Annotated in this window: 15 protein-coding genes; 14 read left to right on the top strand and 1 reads right to left on the bottom strand. The window is 37.3% G+C overall.

Going from position 1 to position 18146, the window contains the following annotated elements; genetic code table 11:
• Positions 1 to 4: 4 nt before the first annotated feature.
• From I589_RS09095 to I589_RS17840, 14 genes are all read left to right on the top strand, one after another.
• Positions 5 to 1099 carry a Gfo/Idh/MocA family protein gene (locus I589_RS09095; RefSeq protein ID WP_010767743.1) on the top strand — a complete coding sequence of 365 codons (1095 nt, stop codon included), beginning with the start codon at positions 5 to 7 and terminating at the stop codon, positions 1097 to 1099.
• An 18-nt stretch (positions 1100 to 1117) separates the two neighbouring features.
• Positions 1118 to 2473, top strand: coding sequence for an MFS transporter (locus I589_RS09090; protein ID WP_010767744.1), 1356 nt, complete (start codon positions 1118 to 1120; stop codon positions 2471 to 2473).
• A gap of 126 nt (positions 2474 to 2599) precedes the next feature.
• Positions 2600 to 5044, top strand: a complete 2445-nt coding sequence (locus I589_RS09085; RefSeq protein ID WP_010767745.1) for a GH39 family glycosyl hydrolase — start codon at positions 2600 to 2602, stop codon at positions 5042 to 5044.
• Positions 5045 to 5296: 252 nt separating this feature from the next.
• Positions 5297 to 7159 carry a PTS sugar transporter subunit IIABC gene (locus I589_RS09080; RefSeq protein ID WP_010767746.1) on the top strand — a complete coding sequence of 621 codons (1863 nt, stop codon included), beginning with the start codon at positions 5297 to 5299 and terminating at the stop codon, positions 7157 to 7159.
• A gap of 11 nt (positions 7160 to 7170) precedes the next feature.
• Positions 7171 to 7944, top strand: a complete 774-nt coding sequence (locus I589_RS09075; RefSeq protein ID WP_010767747.1) for an HAD family hydrolase — start codon at positions 7171 to 7173, stop codon at positions 7942 to 7944.
• Between the two features lie 499 nt (positions 7945 to 8443).
• Positions 8444 to 8722, top strand: coding sequence for a hypothetical protein (locus tag I589_RS09070; RefSeq protein ID WP_010767748.1), 279 nt, complete (start codon positions 8444 to 8446; stop codon positions 8720 to 8722).
• Positions 8723 to 9136: 414 nt separating this feature from the next.
• On the top strand, positions 9137 to 9556 hold the full coding sequence (locus tag I589_RS09065) for a MerR family transcriptional regulator (RefSeq protein WP_010767749.1): 420 nt from the start codon (positions 9137 to 9139) through the stop codon (positions 9554 to 9556).
• A 77-nt stretch (positions 9557 to 9633) separates the two neighbouring features.
• Positions 9634 to 10500: an aldo/keto reductase gene (locus I589_RS09060; RefSeq protein WP_010767750.1), complete on the top strand. Its 867-nt coding sequence runs from the start codon at positions 9634 to 9636 to the stop codon at positions 10498 to 10500.
• Between the two features lie 27 nt (positions 10501 to 10527).
• Entirely contained in the window at positions 10528 to 11145 is a 618-nt protein-coding gene (locus I589_RS09055; RefSeq protein WP_010767751.1) for an NAD(P)H-binding protein, read from the top strand.
• A 91-nt stretch (positions 11146 to 11236) separates the two neighbouring features.
• Positions 11237 to 11884: a flavodoxin family protein gene (locus I589_RS09050; protein WP_010767752.1), complete on the top strand. Its 648-nt coding sequence runs from the start codon at positions 11237 to 11239 to the stop codon at positions 11882 to 11884.
• Positions 11885 to 11899: 15 nt separating this feature from the next.
• On the top strand, positions 11900 to 13195 hold the full coding sequence (locus tag I589_RS09045) for an MFS transporter (protein WP_010767753.1): 1296 nt from the start codon (positions 11900 to 11902) through the stop codon (positions 13193 to 13195).
• Positions 13196 to 14466: 1271 nt separating this feature from the next.
• A complete protein-coding gene (locus I589_RS09040) occupies positions 14467 to 14658 on the top strand; it encodes a DUF3173 domain-containing protein (protein WP_010767754.1) in 192 nt (63 codons plus the stop codon).
• A 56-nt stretch (positions 14659 to 14714) separates the two neighbouring features.
• A complete protein-coding gene (locus I589_RS09035) occupies positions 14715 to 15806 on the top strand; it encodes a site-specific integrase (RefSeq protein ID WP_010767755.1) in 1092 nt (363 codons plus the stop codon).
• 178 nt (positions 15807 to 15984) lie between these two features.
• On the top strand, positions 15985 to 16368 hold the full coding sequence (locus I589_RS17840) for a DUF6891 domain-containing protein (RefSeq protein WP_010767756.1): 384 nt from the start codon (positions 15985 to 15987) through the stop codon (positions 16366 to 16368).
• Positions 16369 to 16509: 141 nt separating this feature from the next.
• Here the strand turns inward: I589_RS17840 and I589_RS09025 are convergent, their stop codons facing one another.
• On the bottom strand, positions 16510 to 18039 hold the full coding sequence (locus I589_RS09025) for an L-lactate permease (protein WP_010767757.1): 1530 nt from the start codon (positions 18037 to 18039) through the stop codon (positions 16510 to 16512).
• Between the last annotated feature and the right edge of the window lie 107 nt (positions 18040 to 18146).

Below are 18146 nucleotides of genomic sequence, written 5' to 3'. Positions count from 1 at the left end.
TATCATGAAATACAGATATGCAGTAGTTGGCTACGGCTTTATCGGTCGCCGTCATGTGGGAACGTTGAAAAGCCTAGAGAATGTGGACTGTGTAGCGGTTTGCGATATAAACCCGCAACGGTTAGAAGAAGTACGCGGGATTTATCCAGAAATCGAGACCTATGGAACAATTGATCAGCTTTTGGAGGAATCAGATATCAATGGTGTGATCATCTCGGCAAATAATAACCAACACAAAGAATTAGTCATCAAAGCCGCACGGGCAGGAATGAATATTATTTGTGAGAAGCCTGCTGCTATGAGTGTGGCGGAATTCGACGAAATGATGGAAGCCGTTGATCAAGCAGGCGTTACCTTAACGGTTCATCAGCAACGTCGTTTTGATAAGGATTTCCAAACTGTAAAGAAATGCTACGAAGAGGGATCTTTGGGTGATGTCTATACGATCAAAAGTTCGTTATATGGATATAACGGCAATATGCACGATTGGCACGTTTACAAAGCGGAAGGCGGAGGGATGCTTTATGATTGGGGCGTTCACTTGATCGATCAGATTTTGTACATGATGGAAAGCCCGTTAAAAGCAGTGTTTGCTGATATTCGCAATGTAATTAATAAAGAAGTTGATGATTACTTTAATATTCTACTGCGCTTTGAAAATAGTGTGACCGCTGAGATTGAATTAGGTACGTATTATTTATCTGATCAAAAAGAATGGTTTGAACGTCATTGGTATATGGGCGGCAATACGGGAAGTATGTATGCCAACAAATTTGATCCAGAAGGCAAGATCGTTCGCACAACAAAACTATTGGAAAACGTGAATGAGGATCAAGACAAATCAGCGAAATCCTACGGACCTACGCGTTCATTCGGAGTACCGGAACCAGGGTTGATCGTCACCGAAGATATTCCAAAAGTTGAGACAGAACATATTGAATTCTTTGAAAATTATTTTGCTGCTCTGAATGGCAAAGCAGAACTATTAGTTAAACCGCAAGAAGTTCGTAAAGTATTGGAAGTCATGGAAGCTTGCTGGAAGTCTGCAGAAACGTTCTCAAGTGTGACATTTGAGTCATCTGTGGAAGCAAAGGTCTAGTTTTAAGGGGGAATAAACATGCAAGAAAATGTAGTAAGTAACTTTATTGATAATAGTAAACTCGGAAAATTCCATGTCACCTTGGTTGCTTTAGGTGTTTTTCTGATTGCTTTTACCGGGTATGGTGCAACAGCTTATGGCTCTATTATCACTTCCATCACTTCTGAGTGGAACTTGAATGCGACAGTATTAGGATATATGGGCAGTCTATCTGAATTTGGCTCGATGTTTGGTGCAGTAATCTTAAGTATCATCAGCAATCGTTTAGGTGTAAAAAAGGTCTTGATCGGTTCAGTCTTGATATTCTGTGTCTTTACCTTTGGACAATCCGTAGTAAATACACCGGTATTATTCGCAATTTTCCGATTTTTAGCAGGTGTTGGTTTTGGCGGGGTGATTCCGTTAGTAATATCATTGCTGTCGGAATATGCCCCAAAGAGCAGCAAAAGTAAATCAGTAGCAATTGCTCTATGTGGAAATCAAATTGGTTCGATCATTGCTTCTCTATTAGCGATTGTAATACTGCCGCGTTTGGGTTGGCGTCCGGTGTTGTGGATGGCTTTCGTTCCTATTTTGTTCCTAGTTTTCATTATTAAACTTGTACCAGAATCGGCCCAATACTTAGTAAAACACCAAGAAACAGAAAAGCTGAAAAAAGTATTAGAAAGAATTGATCAGGATTATACGAAGAAGATTGATCTTGAACAGTTGAAAACAATGAGTGCTGAAGGGATACAACCAGAGAAAAAAGTATCGTATTTCGCACTATTTAACGGTCGTTTCATTCTCGTAACGTTACTGGCTTGTATCATCTATATTATGGGGCTGCTTTTCATTAACGGAGTGATTGTTTGGTTGCCGGGAGTGATGGTTCAAAATGGCTTCTCCTTAGGTTCTAGTTTAGCATTCTCGATTTTCTTGAATGTAGGAACGATCGCAGGTACGGTTGTCTGGGGCGCAGTAGCTGATCGCAAAGGCTTTAAGGTCCTCTTACCAGCAATTTATGGAATCGGAGCAGTTGTATTGATGCTGATGGGTGTAAAAACCAATATCATCGTATTATACCTCTTTGTTTTCTTAATTGGTTTCTTTCTATTCTCGGCGCATAGCTTAGTTAATGCTTTTGTTTCGCAACACTATCCAGAGGAGTTGCGTACTTCAGCGGTCGGTTTGGTGAATAGCGTGGGGCGTTTAGGTGGAATTTTTGGACCGACATTGGGCGGGTTGTTGTTATCTGCCAATGCATCAATCAGTACGTGGTTTATTACTTTTGGTGCTACTGGATTGATTGCTGCCGCTTCTTTCGTGGCGATCAACTTGATTACCAAATCAAAGGAAGCTGAAATTGATAAAGTAGATGCAGTAAAAGGCTAATTTAAAAAGAAGCAGTTGATAATAATTTTACCAACTGCTTCTTTCTCTAAGCAAGTCTTTTATACTCTGGTTAACGAAATGAAACCGGTTTGCTATAATGAATGAACAAGAGTTAGGAGGGAAAAGATGGAAAAAGATTACCTCTCTTCAGATGTATTAATGGATGTTGAATTTACAACTCAAGCAGAAACAAAAATTCATTATCACGAAAATTTCGAGTTATTATATGTGCTAAATGGTGAATTATCACTGACAGTCGAGGGTGAAGAATATCAGTTAAAGCAAAAAGATTTGATCATTGTTAATTATAACCGCAAGCATCGTTACATAGGATCTGATGATCTTTTTCTCGCTCGTTTTGTTATTTCATACAGCAAGGTAAAAGAATTATTAACTAAAGATATGATTCTGTTTTGGTGTAATTCCACGTTAGAAAAAAACGAGTCTTATGATGAGATGAGAAAAATCATCGACCAGATTCTTAATCAGCAGGTTGTGACAAATCAGAAAAATCAAATCTACAGAATGAGTTTGTATTATCAGCTGCTTCATGTGATTTCTAAGAACTTTTTGCTGACATCAGAAAATGTTCGTTATCAATCAGAGAAGAAAAATGATAGTCGAATGGAAGAGATTTTCCAATTCATTCGAACGAATTATCAGAAGAGCATTACACTGCAGGAATTAGCTAATCATTTCTTTCTTTCAACGGCTTATCTTTCAAAATACATCAAGAAGAAATGCAACGTTAGTTTTACAGATCTGGTCAATTCGGTGCGTCTGACACATTCAATGACTGATTTGCTCTATACGGACGCGTCTATTATGAAAATCGCTATGGATAACGGATTTGCGAGTGTTGCTGCGTACAATAAAGTATTTAAAGAAGCCTACGATATGACACCCTCCTTGTTTCGGAAAAATGCCGTGACGACAGAAAAAAAAGAACAGCATACTCAAGATGAAGAGGAACTGCGTGAGAAACTTAATAGCTATCTAAATGAAAATCAGATAACCGACGAACAAGGGGAAGAAAGCCATGATCGAAACATCTCATTTATTTTGGATCATCAAAAAGCTTACAAGCAGACCAGCTACTATAGTAAGCTAATCAATGCTGGGACAGCGATTGATTTAACTAAATCAGACTTTCAGGAACAAATCATTTATTTAAAAAATAAGCTTGGGGCAGAATATATACGTTTTTGGGACATCTATGATCCCAATCTTTATCTAGATATTCATGCGACAAAGGAAAATTTAAACTTTAGTAAGCTGGATACAGCGATAGATTTTCTCGTCAAGAATCAGCTGAAACCTTATATCGAACTGGGGTTCAAACCGATTCGACTATTGAAAAATACGCAAGATGCATTAGTGGAGATTCCGAGAAATGAAGATTTTGATTCACCAGAAGAAATGCAGCGCTTTTTCAGAGAATTGCTTCGGCACTTTATTAAACGCTATGGTTCAGAAGAGGTACAAAAATGGTATTTTGAATACTGGAAAAAAGAAGACATTGCTTTTCTAGATTTACGCTATAATTATTCGCCTCAAACGGAAGAAGTGCATCGCAATTATTTTTCAAACTTTGACAGAATCGCTGGAACCATGAGAAAAATTTTACCGGATATTAAGATCGGCGGTGGCGGATTTCCAGTGCAGCATTATGGAAATAAAGGCTTTCGCGATTTATTGTCCCTATGGCAGGAATACGATGAGAAACCTAATTTCTTGACGATTACTTGTTATCCTTATCAATTAGAAAAGGAATCAGATAATTACTACGAAAAAAAATCAACGGATATTTTCTTTATCAAACATAATTTAGAGGTCGTCAAAGAAGCATTAGCACAAAGTGCATTTCCAGAGACGCCGATCCATGTTTCAGAGTATAGTCTGACACTCTCTAATCGAAATCCAGTCAATGACCATTGTGCGAAGGGGAGTTATTTGATTCAAAATATGATCTCAACAATCGGTGGCGCCGAGTTGTTTGGACATTGGCTAGGTACGGATATCTATGCGGATCTTCAGGATTCTCAGGGATTCCTTTTTGGAGGCTGTGGTTTACTTACGAAGACAGGAGTAGCGAAACCAGCCTTTTATGCACTTGAATTTCTACATTCACTATATGAAGATATCTATTACAAAGAAAAACATTGCATTGTTACAGGAAATACGAGAGGTTCTTTTCGCCTTGCTTGTCACAACTATCGTAAATTAAATTTCAATTACTACCTGACGGATGAGAGTAAAATTCAACTAGAAAATTTGTCCAATTTTTTTGAGGACAATGAATCCTTATCGTTGAATATCGATATTAACGGTGTCGAAAATGGCAGTTATATCATAAAATCACGTGTGGTAAACCGTGCACATGGTAGTGTTCAAGAGGAATGGAGTCGCTTTGACTTAAAAGAGTTGAGTATGAATGAACAGGACTATTTGCATCGCATCAGTACTCCACGGCTGTTAAACACAAAAGTAAAAGTTGAGAATAATCGTCTACAATTTTCGATTCATTTAAAGCCTCATGAAATCCGTTATTTGCATGTAACAATGGAATAATCCATAACCTGAAATATCTTTGATTCGTCTAGAGATATTTCAGGTCTTTTATTGGACAAAATCTGACAGTCATTTTTTTGCCTTTTCAAAAACGAGGCCTTTTCTAAGAAAGAAATCAGCCTAATTCCCTTACTATTTTGCCCATAACTTCGGCGGAGTTGGCTAAGGACAAACGCTATTATTATCATTAAGAGAACGTTGAAGGACCAATGTGTACGCGGATTACTTGAAAAAGAAAGGACCTAGATTGAGATGAGTGAAAAAGAGCAAATTCATGGGATTACACAAGGAGAGATTGTTCCATTAAGCGAAGTGAAAGATCCGATCTTTTCAGAGGAGATGATGGGAAAAGGAGCGGCAATGAGACCAAATCTAGGAGAAATTTATGCTCCTTTTGATGGGGTTATCGTCAGTGTATTTCCGACGAAACATGCGATTACGTTGAAAAGTGATCAGGGTTGTGAGGTATTGATTCATGTAGGAATTGATACAGTTAATCTGAATGGAGAACTTTTGGAGCCGCTAGTTTCAGAAAATGACCGTGTTAAAACAGGGGATCTAATCATGCGTTTTGATTTAGTGAAAATAAAGGAGCGAGGATATGATCCCATCATCCCACTAGTAATCCTAAATACACCAGATTATAAGATAATCGAGGTTAACGAATTGGAACAGGGAGATCGTGAGACACTTCTATTGGATATTGAGAAAGGCGAGATACCAATGGAAAAAAAGGAAATGAATTCAAAAGAATATGCTTTAGAACATGACATCATTCGTGCATTGGGAGGTAAAGACAATATCACTTCACTGGGGCATTGCGCCACCAGATTGAGGATTAACTTAAAGGATGAAGCAGCTGCAGACGAAGAAAAGCTTGAAAAAATTCCTGGTGTACTAGGTATCGTTAAATCCATGGGTGGATTGCAGATCGTCATCGGCAATACCGTTAATCAAATCTATGACAATATTCAAAAACTCTACAATATAGAAAGTTCGACAGAGAAAATGAAAGAAAAAGGATCGGTTCCAAATCGGATTTTGAACGTATTATCCGATATTTTAAGCCCAGCAGTTCCATTGATTATGGCTAGCGGATTTATTTCTGCAATTCTGGTCATTATGACTCGATTAGGTATGGATCAGGAAAGCTCGACCTATGTAATTTTAAATAGCGCCGCCAATGTCGTTTTCTATTTCTTACCGTTGATGTTGGCTTACACCGCATCGAAGAGGTTTAAATGCAATACGATCTATGCGCTATTTTTAGGAGGACTGTTTTTACATCCGAATATTCTAGGCTTCGCTCAAAAAGGTGGAACTGTTGATTTATTTTACTTGCCTGTGACAGCTGTGGACTACTCTTCTAGTTTATTGCCGATCATTTTAAGCGTGTGGGTTCTGTCATACGTCGAAAAACTAGCTGACAAATATGTTCCAGATGCGGCCAAATATGTTTTTAAACCCTTTGCAATCGTGGTGGTTATGTTACCGATCGCCTTGTGTATTACTGGTCCGGCAGGATTCTTATTGGGTGAAGGAATCGGAAGTATTCTAACTTTGATCTATAGTCACGCAAGTTGGTTAGCAATTCTATTAGTAGCTTCTTTTGCTCCACTTTTAGTCATGACGGGGATGCACATCGCCTTGACTCCGATAATTATTTTGACAAACTTTGAGAACTTAGGCTATGACAATATGCTTCTGATTGCTTTTATTGGGATGAACTTCTCACAATTCGCGGTGGCATTAGCAGTAATGTTCAAAACGAAGAAACGTAATTTAAAACAGCTTGCGGCTAGCTGTGCGATTACGGCATTTTTAAGCGGTATTACAGAGCCCACTCTTTATGGAATCAGTGTGAAGCTGAAAAAGCCTTTTTATGCGACCTTTATTGGTTGTATCGCAAACGGGATCTTTTGTGCCATCGCCAATGTTAAAATCTTTTCATTTGCGCCACCATCATTTTTTACGTTACCAATCTTTATGAATCCTGATGGGTCAAATACGAATTTTATATTGGCCTTATGTACAATTGGAATTACGATTGTAGTGACCTTTGTGGCAACCTGGATTTTAGGATTTGATGATTCGATTTTTGAGACAGAGAGTTAAGAGGGAAAGACATGGAGAAAAAGTTATTCGTTTTTGACCTTGATGGAACTCTGCTAACAAGTAAAAATCAGTTACTTCAAAGCACGGTGCTAGCATTGGATTACTTACAAAGAAAACACACGGTAATGTTGGCAACAGGACGAAGTCGTTTTCTCATCAAAGATATTTTAGATGAGTTAACTATAAAAGATTATATTGTTTGCAATGGCTCTGCTGCTTTTCTTAACGATAGACAGGTGTTTAAGAGAACACTGGAAAAAACTAAATTAAAGACTCTACTTACCCATTTTAGGAAACAAAAGATTGATATTGCATTAACTGGATTAGATCATTTTTGTCGGATATCCTCGTTTCAAGTTTCTCAAATGGAACAAGCAATGCGCTCTATCGGTGCAGAAATCCCTGACTATTTGCCAGATTTCCACTTGAAAAATGATATCTATCAGGGACTGGCATTTTATGACCCGCAGCTTGATGAAAGAATACAGAGAGAATTTTCAGATTTTCGTTTTGTTCGTTGGCATCCTTCATTCGTTGACATCGTCCCTAATCAAGGGTCGAAGGCAGTCACAATGCTGACTATTGCACAAAACTTAGGAATAAAAACTGAGAACATTATTGCCTTTGGTGATGAAATAAATGATATTGAGATGTTAACAGCGGCTGGAACGGGCATAGCCATGGGCAATGCTAATGATTCTGTAAAAGCAATCGCTGATTTTGTGACCAAAACGAATGATGATGATGGTATCGTGTATGCGTTAGAGAAGTTCAAGCTATTATAAAGTGAGGGTGGAGAATGCGATGTTTTCCACCTTTTTGGTCATCAAGTAATTATTAAGTCTTGTCCATTTTTGTACCTTCGTCAGAAATTAAAGTAAATTAAGCAAAAAAGTACCGAAAGAAAAGGTAGTTGTTTTTTGTCGCTTTTAAGCAGGAGGGAAAAAGTGAAGTATCTGGTAGTTTGTGTTAATAGGGATAAAACAAAAGAAGAAAAAAACTTTAAAACTTGTCGTGAAGCACTGTGCTTTGCGACCAATTACAACAAGATAAAATCCAGTAAAATTTACAAAGAAGGTTGTTTGATTCAGAGATTTACCTATTAGTTATTTTAATACCAAACACTTTATTCTGTGTAAACTATTGGAATTACGGTTCGTAGGAAAATTATGTATTGCATTTTTCATCGACTTATCTCTATTTACAAATATATATTATTACTAAGAAGTCCAATCATCTATATCGGTGATTGGGCTATTTTTGTGTTTAAGGGAGAATCAAGAAATGTTCGATATACAAGAAAATTGCTATGTCACGAGAGGAGTGAATGAACAAGTAACAAAGGAAATACAGCAACGTTGTTTTCAGTATCATTTGTTGTACCACTTCAAAAAAGCATATATTATCAACATGACTCGTAAACCTACATTCGTGTGGGGATACGGGTCTATTTTGTGTTTTGGACGGATTACTAAGTTGAATAAGAAAATCAATTTATTTATCGCCAGATATCAAAAAAATAGTGAACGTAGAGGTTCAGTTATTGTTGTGGCGTTTTGTTGAGGTTGTTTATCAATGAACCTCAAACTAATAATGTAGATAAGTGTTGGAAACGTGGATTGTAAAATATGAACAGCTATGGTTCATTTTGGAGTTAAGTACGATGATTGTCCCTCCATAAAAAACTGTTGTTTTCTCCTGTTCCTAATATCTGCAGAAGTTTCTAATAGAAAGAAAGAGTCATTAAGGAAAAAATGGTAGATTTATGAGGCATCAGTGCAATTATTGAAAAATATTCGAGACAAACAATCGTGCAAAAAAAGTTATCGAACAGAATAAAAACTATTGTAGATTGGTTGAACACTGTAATTGAAATTAAGGCCTTTATTATAAAATTGATCTTTTGAATTTATTTTTCTGGCCTTTGAGTGAACTCCATAGTTTATGATAGTTTTAAAGATGAGGAGGTTAAATTAAATGAATATCAAAAAAGCAGCCGAGATGTTTGATTTAACAACGGATACACTACGCTATTATGAGCGTGTGGGAGTTATACCACCCGTTCATCGCAATTCCAGCGGGTATCGAGAGTATACGATTAGTGATTTAAATTGGATTTATCTAGCGAAAAGCTTGCGTAATGCGGGATTATCAGTTGAATCTTTGATTGAGTTTGCTGATTTGGCACAATTAAGAGAAACGCAAAATGTGGAAGAGGCTCAAAAACAGATTTTAGCTGATCAATTAGAAGAGCTGGATCAAAAGATGGCTGAAATGCAAGATGTTAGAGAAATGCTGGCGTACAAAATTGAAACCTATGACGATCACATTGCGAAGTTCAAGGCTGGAGAAATGACACCAGATAAGGTTGAAAAGTTGTGGGAGCGAAAAAAATAAATACTTTTTCCTTGCTATGGAGTTCACTTCAAGGTTTAGGATAGATCATGTAATCAAATTTAGAGGAGGAAACACAAATGCAAACAATCAAATTGAACAATGGGGTAGAAATGCCGCAATTAGGATTTGGGGTATATCAAATTCCCTTAACTGAAACAGCTGAAGCCGTGTATCAAGCAATCAAAGCCGGATATCGTTTAATCGATACAGCTTCTGTTTATGGAAATGAGAAGGAAACTGGAGAAGGGATCAAACGTGCGATTCATGAAGGTCTCGTTACTCGTGAAGAGCTATTTGTTACCTCAAAACTGTTTATTCTGCAAGCACCTGAAGCAAAAGCTGCAGAAACGATCGAACAATCACTCAATGCAATGGGACTTCATTATTTAGACTTGTATCTGATCCATCAACCATACGGAGATGTTTATGGTGCATGGCGAGCAATGGTCGCAGCCCAAAACTCTGGAAAATTACGAGCAATTGGTGTCTCAAATTTCAAATCAGCGAAAATGATTGAGTTTGTCGGATTGAATGAAGTAAAACCGCAAATCAATCAAATTGAAGTAAATCCTTGGAATCAACGGGTGGAAGATCAAGAATGGCATGAAAAATATGGCGTGCAAATGGAAGCCTGGGCACCTTTTGCGGAAGGACACCATGATCTATTTACCAATCCTGTTTTAGCTGAAATCGGTGAACAATATGGAAAATCCGTTGGACAAGTTGTTCTTCGCTGGTTGATGCAGCGTGGGATCGTCGCTTTGGCAAAATCAGTTCGTCCAGAACGTATGGCGGAAAATATTGACATCTTTGATTTTGAATTATCAGAAGAAGATTTTGAAAAAATTTCAGCTTTAGATATGAAGGAATCTGCCTTCTTTGATCATGACGCTCCACAACAAGTGGAATGGTTCATGAATCGGATGCTGGATACAGAAAAATAGTTATTCGTTTACAGGAGGTCAAATCAGATGAATGTACTTATTATTGGAGCAGGCGGTCAAATACCAGAAGTTTTGATCCCGCTCTTACAAGAACAGGTCAAGTTGAAGCTAACCCTTTTTGGACGGAATGCGGCTAGTTTACCCTATGAAAATGTAAAGAAAATCAGTGGGGATGCTGGTAATGTGTCTGATCTGATTCATGCTATGCAAAATCAAGACATCATTTACATGAATTTCGACAATAAAAAAATCACAGAACAGGTAATCGAAGCAATGCATCAAACAGGTGTGAAGCGAATTATCCAAGCAGGTGTATTAAGTGTCTATGGCGAAGTTGCGGAACCTTTTGCAGCATGGAATAGTCGTATGATGGGAGGCAGTATCGCTCACAATCGTGGTGTGGAAGCCTTGGAAGCAAGTGATCTCGATTATACGTATATGCGAATGACCTGGCTATATAATGGCAATCGAAGTGATTATGTCGCTAGTCCTAAAGGAGAACCATTTTTAGGTGCTCAAATTACAAGACGATCAATTGCACAATTTGTTTTGGATACTATCACAGGCAAGCGTAATGGTGTACGGGCTAGTATCGGATTGTGGGAACCAGGATCAGAAAATAAAGCCAAACCTGATTTCTATTAGCTGTCTTTCAATAGGATAACTGTGGGTTGCGATATAGCCATTTCGAGCCATATCGCAACTCTTTCTATTTCTAAGGTGGGAGGTCATGCATATGGTTAAAAAGAATTTTTTCAGCGTCATCTTATTATTACTAGGTATTTTAACAATCAGCTTCGTTTTATTTTCAATCATGAGGAATAACTCGACGAATGAAAAGGAAGGATCAACGATGGAAAAGTCTAAAACATTGATTGTCTACTATTCACGTACAGGAAATACCAAAGCTGTTGCAGAACTGATTGAAGAAAAGGTCGGAGGGCAGCTGGTTCAACTTGAAACAAAGGAAGTACGTCCTTCAAATTATCAGGAAGAAGTAGCACAGAATCAGCAAGAGCAAGAGAGTCAAGTGGAGCCTGAACTAAAAACGAGCATTCCTGATCTCGAAGAATACGACCGGATTTTTATCGGCGCGCCAACCTGGAGTATGGCTTTGCCGCAGGCGGTTGTCACGTTCTTGAATAACAATGACTTTAACGGGAAAACGGTCATTCCATTTAATACAAATGGCGGTTATGGAGTAGGTACAAGCTTCGATCAAATAAAAACGGATGCCAAAGGAGCAACTGTTCTTGAGGGCTTTTCTGTGCAAGGCGGTGAAGAAAATAATGGTGTCTTACTCGCTATCAAAGATAGAAAAAAAGTTACAGTATCTCGAGAGTTAGATACATGGCTTAAAAAAATTGGACAATTAGAGAATTAGAAAGAAGTTAATAACTTGGATAAACAAAAATTCGGAATCATCTTACCAATCACTTTACTATCGTATTTTTTAATATTAATGGACAACTCGATCATTTTTACGAGTTCGGTTCAGATCGGGGAAAGCCTCGGACTTTCAGATGCGGCGCTATCTTGGGTATCGAGTGCCTACACGCTTACTTTCGGAGGCTTTTTACTATTAAGCGGACGACTATCAGATCTTTTGGGACGCAAACGAATCTTTCTGTTGGGATTGTTCATCTTTGGGATTAGTTCGTTGTTCATTGGTTTATCGACAAAACCGGAGATGATGATTGCCATGCGAGCTGTTCAAGGTATTGGCAGTTCGATCATTGCACCTACTACTCTGGCTTTAATTATGGATGCTTATAAACTGAATATGCGTCAGCGCGCGATTTCCTATTATGGGGCAACGGCGGGGATCGGTTCAAGTGTTGGCTTATTAGTCGGCGGAGGATTAACAAGTCTTATTTCTTGGCGGGCGGGTTTCTTAATAAATGTGCCTTTCACGATCATTCTCTTTTTCTTAACATTACGATTCGTGGAGAATTCTGAAAGAAAAAGCGAAAGAATCGACTATCTTGGAAGTCTGTTATCGATCATTGGCTTGATTGGGATGATTTACGGCTTTACTGAAGGAAAAACCTTAATCGTATTTGCTGGAATCGTTGTTTTAGGATTGTTCATCCTTCGTGAACGAAGGATATCTTTTCCGATTATGCCCTTATCGCTATTTAGAAATCGAATCCGTTCCGGGGCGTATGTTGCTCGACTTTTATTTATGATGGCGATGCTGCCATTTTGGTTCTTCTTGCCGCAAATGATGCAGACACAATTTGGATTTTCAGCTTTACAATCGGGGATGGCCTTTTTGCCATTGACGATCGTCAACTTTATCATTGCGCTGCAATTGCCGCGTTTAACTGCCAAATTTGGCAATAATAACGTCTTACTTGCGGGAGAAATAATACTAGCTGCTGGGTTGATCCTATTGGCAGTCTCAAACATAAATAATGGGTATTGGGCAGCGGTGTTCATTCCGATGATCATACTGGGCTTGGGACAAGGGCTGATTTTAGCGCCCGTCACATCAGCAGGTGTTCATGATGCGCCCAATGAACTGGCAGGAGTCGCAAGCGGTGTGACTAATACGATGCATCAGATCGGTGGCCCAATTGGTTTGTCATTGATCGTTTCTGTTACTAATAATTTCCAACCTGAGATTTGGCTAATGCTACTGTTTACTATAGTTTCGATTATTGTAGTTTTTATATTCGTTCGTTCTAAATAGTGGCAGTATACTTGATCAGCAAATCATTATTAATAGAACAAGTTTGGTAAATACTTGAATATTTAGAATAATAGAAATGCAGGCTATAATCAATCGAGGTTGAACATAGTCTGCATTGACTCGTTTAGGATTTATTATGGTCTACTGAGCCAATCAGTCTGTACCACCTTTAATTGCTATTTGTAGTAATAGATAAATGAGTGAGTCAACTATCTTTGGAAGCGTCATGTCAATGTTTTACATTCATGGGGATTTGAACAATATCACCTTGAACTAGCGTTTGAACTGCTTTATCTTCCTCTTGATACAAGTCTCTGCCGTCAGTGATCACTAAAGCAGCGTTTACTTACTTGTAGGTTGAAGGAATTAAAACGATTGAAGAAAGATTGCTTTTATTAGCATCAAAAGGTAATTGAATCAAACAGTGATACTTTAAGATAAATAGTTATAGTTTCAATTTAGTTGAGTAGAATATGAGGCATAGATTTTTTTCAATAGGCTATGCCACAAGTGAAAATTGACTTCAAATTACGAAGAGTTTATATTTATATTTTCTGAATCAAATAAATTTACATATATATATTATTACTATTAACCCTAATCATCTAAACTTGATGATTGGGTTATTTTTTTGCCTTAAAAGGAGGAACAAGCAATGTTCGATACACAAGAGAGTCACTCGCTATATCACGAAGAGAGTGAATGAACAATAACAAAGGAAATAAAGCTATGATGTTGGATCCGATGGACGAAAAAGGGAAACGAATAAACTCACCTATAAATCTTTAATTCTCAATCGAAACGACTAAAGAGTCCTTAACACGATTACTCATCACTAAAAGTAACTGTTCTTTCAATACTCCTATAACTTACAAATGTCATAACAATAAAATTTTCTTAAAAAGTATCTTTCTTTTAAAGAGAGTTGCTTTTTTGTGCTCTCAATTGTCTTTATTAGTGTAAAGAAAATGACCTTTGAAAACTAAATACAAAATCTATCAGTACTTTCCATTTGCAGGGAGCATTTCTTAATTACGCCATGACGAATTAACGGAGCGAAAAATAATTAAGGTAAGAATTGTCAAATTTGAGCCATGATCTGCAAATGTAATAATGATACTTCCGTAACTAAACTGGCTCGCCATTACTGGGGAGAGGTGAGAATCCTATGTGCTTTTGACAGGAGCAGCTGATAGATTAGTAGAGATTTTATCAATCAATAACTTATGATTTTTAGGGAGGCGCTGACATAAGAAAGAGAAGGCGATAGAATGAAGACAGCCACTCGGCAAGATTTAATTAAGATGGGGTTTTCGCAGTATTACGCTGACAAAATCTTCAAGGAATGTAAAGCTCTTTTGATTGCTAACGGATATTCTTTTTATCGAAACAACAAGATTAAAAGGATACCGGTCAGTGTCATAGAAGAGGTCTTAAACATTTCTTGGAAGGATGAATACTGATGAGAAGAGTTGCAAATGTGTATAAGGATGAAAAAAGGGGGACTTAGTATTTTTCTTTGACTCTGGGCTATGATCGTTTCGGAAAGAGAATACAACCTACTAGAAGAGGGTTTAAAACGCAAAAAGAAGCAAAAGATGCGATGGAGGAATTAAAAAAGAATTACTCTGACTCTCAAGAGATTTATTTACAAGGAATCACTTTCCGAGAATTTTATAAGAAGTATTTTTTTCCTTGGTATAAGCTTGGGACGATTGAGAAAACTTGTGTAAAAACTGATAAGACTTTAAAACGGGCGTTAGCCTATTTTGGGAAAATGCAAATAGAAAAAATTAAACCCATTCATATTCAAGAATTTCAACAATATCTGGTTCAAGAATGTTCTGTTACAAGTAAAAAAGGGGTAGTTAGACCTTTATCTAACAATTATATTAAACAGATATTCAATAAGCTGCGGATTATTTTTAATCGAGCGGTAATTTTGGAAATCATTGATGAGAATCCAGTAGATACTATAGGGAAAATTCGAACAGAGCGATCAGTGGTTGCATTCTGGACAGTTGAAGAGTTCAAGAAAGTGTACAATTACTCTTATCGTTGCGATTTCCAAGAAGCGTTTTACAAAAGAATGATGCGCTTTTTATTCGTAACCGGTCTAAGAAGTGAAGAGCTTTTTGCACTTCAATGGTCGGATATCGATTTCCGTAAAGGAACTTGCAGCGTGAGTAAATCACTCTATATTCGAACGAGAACAGATTATGATTTCTCGGATACAAAAAATGCTTCGAGTATCCGAACCATTACATTGGACAAACAAACCGTTAAGGATTTGAAAGAATGGAAAGAAACTCAAAAAACAATCGGAGATGACCTTGGCTTTGTATTTACATTTGATGGGCTGCCACCGTCCCCAAAGACATTTTTAGGGCGAGTAAAAAAATTGGCTGAAGTGGCTGGAGTCAAACCTATTCATTTACATGGACTTCGACATTCTCATGTTGCATTTTTAATTGAGCATAATAACAATATCTATGCAGTATCGAAGCGATTGGGCCATTCCACTGTTAAGACTACTTTAGATAAATACGGTCATCTTTATCCAGAAACAAATCAAACTTTGGCAAATGAATTCACCAAATTTGAAGTTTAATTTTTTTTACAGATTACTGCTGTCAAATTACTGTCACGAGCCGTTTTTAGTCAAATTTTGAATATAGGGTGTTGATATATTGGGCTTTTAAGGCCAGTTGTCGGAATCGAAGATGGATAATGATTTTCCCGCACCATCATACAATAGGATGAAAAAAATCATTAATGAGGTGGGTGAAATGAGACCACTAGATACCGGGCAAAAAAACTATGAACGATTACAAGGCGTATTTGATCAATTAAATCGTGAGGGAATCATCTCCATTGATTATGCTGGATTTGATATTAGTGAAGGTCATGAAGAGGTGGGCGTCGTTTTTAAGTTCATGAAGGAAAATGACCTCCTAAGAAATGGCTATTGTTTTTATCATCAACAAGATATTGAACGATGTATGGATTCTGAGAATAGAACACTCTTTCTTGCGTTTCATAGCTTAAATGGTGATGAAGAAATAGCGTTGAAAGTAGGAAAACGCATCGTAGATTTATTAAATCAAGCGAGATTTGAGGTAGAATGGACTGGTTCACTGAATCAGCGAATAAGGATTCAAAATTTCTACTAGGATAAACTATTCAATTTAGAACCAGTGGGAAGTACACGTGCAATAAAAATCATGCAACAATCTAATGAAGCTCAGGGCAAACAGTAAAAACTGTTTATCCCGAGCTTTTATTTGTATTGTCCAATTTATTATGGATTTTTGCTAAATTTGACCAAATAGTTTACCTAAACCAAAGACTACTAGACAAATAATGAGTGTATAAATAACACAGAATTTCATTGCTTGTTTTAAAATCGTTCCTTCTTCTCCATCAAGACCAGTAGCACCTGTTGCCACCGCAATACTTTGAGGAGAAATCATTTTTCCTGCAGTCGCACCCGCCATATTTGCTGCGGCTAACCAATAGGGATTCACCTGTAAACTATCTGCTGCTTTCACTTGTAGTTCCCCAAATAATACATTTGCTGAAGTATCGCTTCCCGTTATGAAGGTACCTAGTGCACCAATAATAGGAGCGATGAATGGATAGAAGCCACCAGTCAAAGTAACTAAGCTTACTGCAATTACATTAATCATTCCGCTATAGCCCATAACTTTAGAAAGACCAACGATAGAAGCAACTGTAACCATTGTTTTTGTCATTTGTTTTATCGTTTTCCATAATATTTTTGCAATGTTAGAAAACTTCATTCCTTGGATTAGTCCACCTAAAAAAGTGGCAAGAATAATTAGTGTGCCTGGAGCTGTTAGCCAATTAATAACATATGGAGCTGCATTTTCCCCTGTAAAAATAGGAATACTCGTTGTCACACTAGCTAAAGCATTATGAATGGTTGGGAATAACGAAGAACTAAAGATGATAAAAATAAATACCAAAATAAAAGGTAACCATGCCATGAAGCCATCTTTTTTTGATACAGGAGCTATTTCATGTGTATGACTATCTTTTGGTCCTATCCATTTTGCCATGAAAATAGTGACTAAAATACATAAAAGTGAGCCCACAATCGATGGGAGTTCTGCTCCTAAATACTGCGAAACAATGACTTGTGGCACAGCAAAGGTAACACCTGACACAAGCGTTATCCAAAAAACACCTTTAATTGATTTTATTCCTTTACCTGTTAATGAAACTAAACAAAATGGAATTAAGATAATCAAAATACATAGTTGTAAGGAGACCACCAAAGATAGCTGTTTCACTTCCAAACCAGATACCTGTGCAAGGGTAGTAACAGGTAAACCAATTGCACCAAAAGCAGTTGGTGTCGTGTTTGCAATTAAACAAATTACTGCGGCTTTTATTGGCGACATCCCAAGAACTGCTAAAATACTTGCAGGAATCGCAACAGCGGTTCCAAATCCTGCAATCGCCTCTAAAAACCCACCGAATCCCCATGCAAGTAATAATACGAGGATGCGCATATCTCCAGAAATAGCTGTCAACATATCTTTAATTTTTTCCATTCCACCAGATTCACTACTTAAATTATAAGTGAATACAGCGGCGATAATCACATAAACAATTGGCCACAATCCCATAACAATTCCCTCTAAAGAGGCAGTTAAACTATCAGTCACTGAAAATTTAAATCCTAATATACTAATAATTATTGTTATTACCAAGCCAATCATGCAGGCAATATCTCCGCGTATTTTAAAAACACCTAATGATAAAATTAACCAAATAATTGGAATAATAGCTAGAAACGTTTGCATTCCTTCTGACATAAAAACAATCCCTTTCCCTTTTAGTTACGCGTAGAAATTGTTCAATTCTACGTGTAGTTCTGTTTAAGCACATATTTTCTTATAAAATATTAGAAGAGAACTACTTT

It is taken from the genome of Enterococcus phoeniculicola ATCC BAA-412, from assembly GCF_000407505.1.
In the GTDB taxonomy this organism is placed as follows: Bacteria; Bacillota; Bacilli; order Lactobacillales; family Enterococcaceae; genus Enterococcus_K; species Enterococcus_K phoeniculicola.
This window is presented reverse-complemented; position numbering and strand designations above follow the sequence as displayed.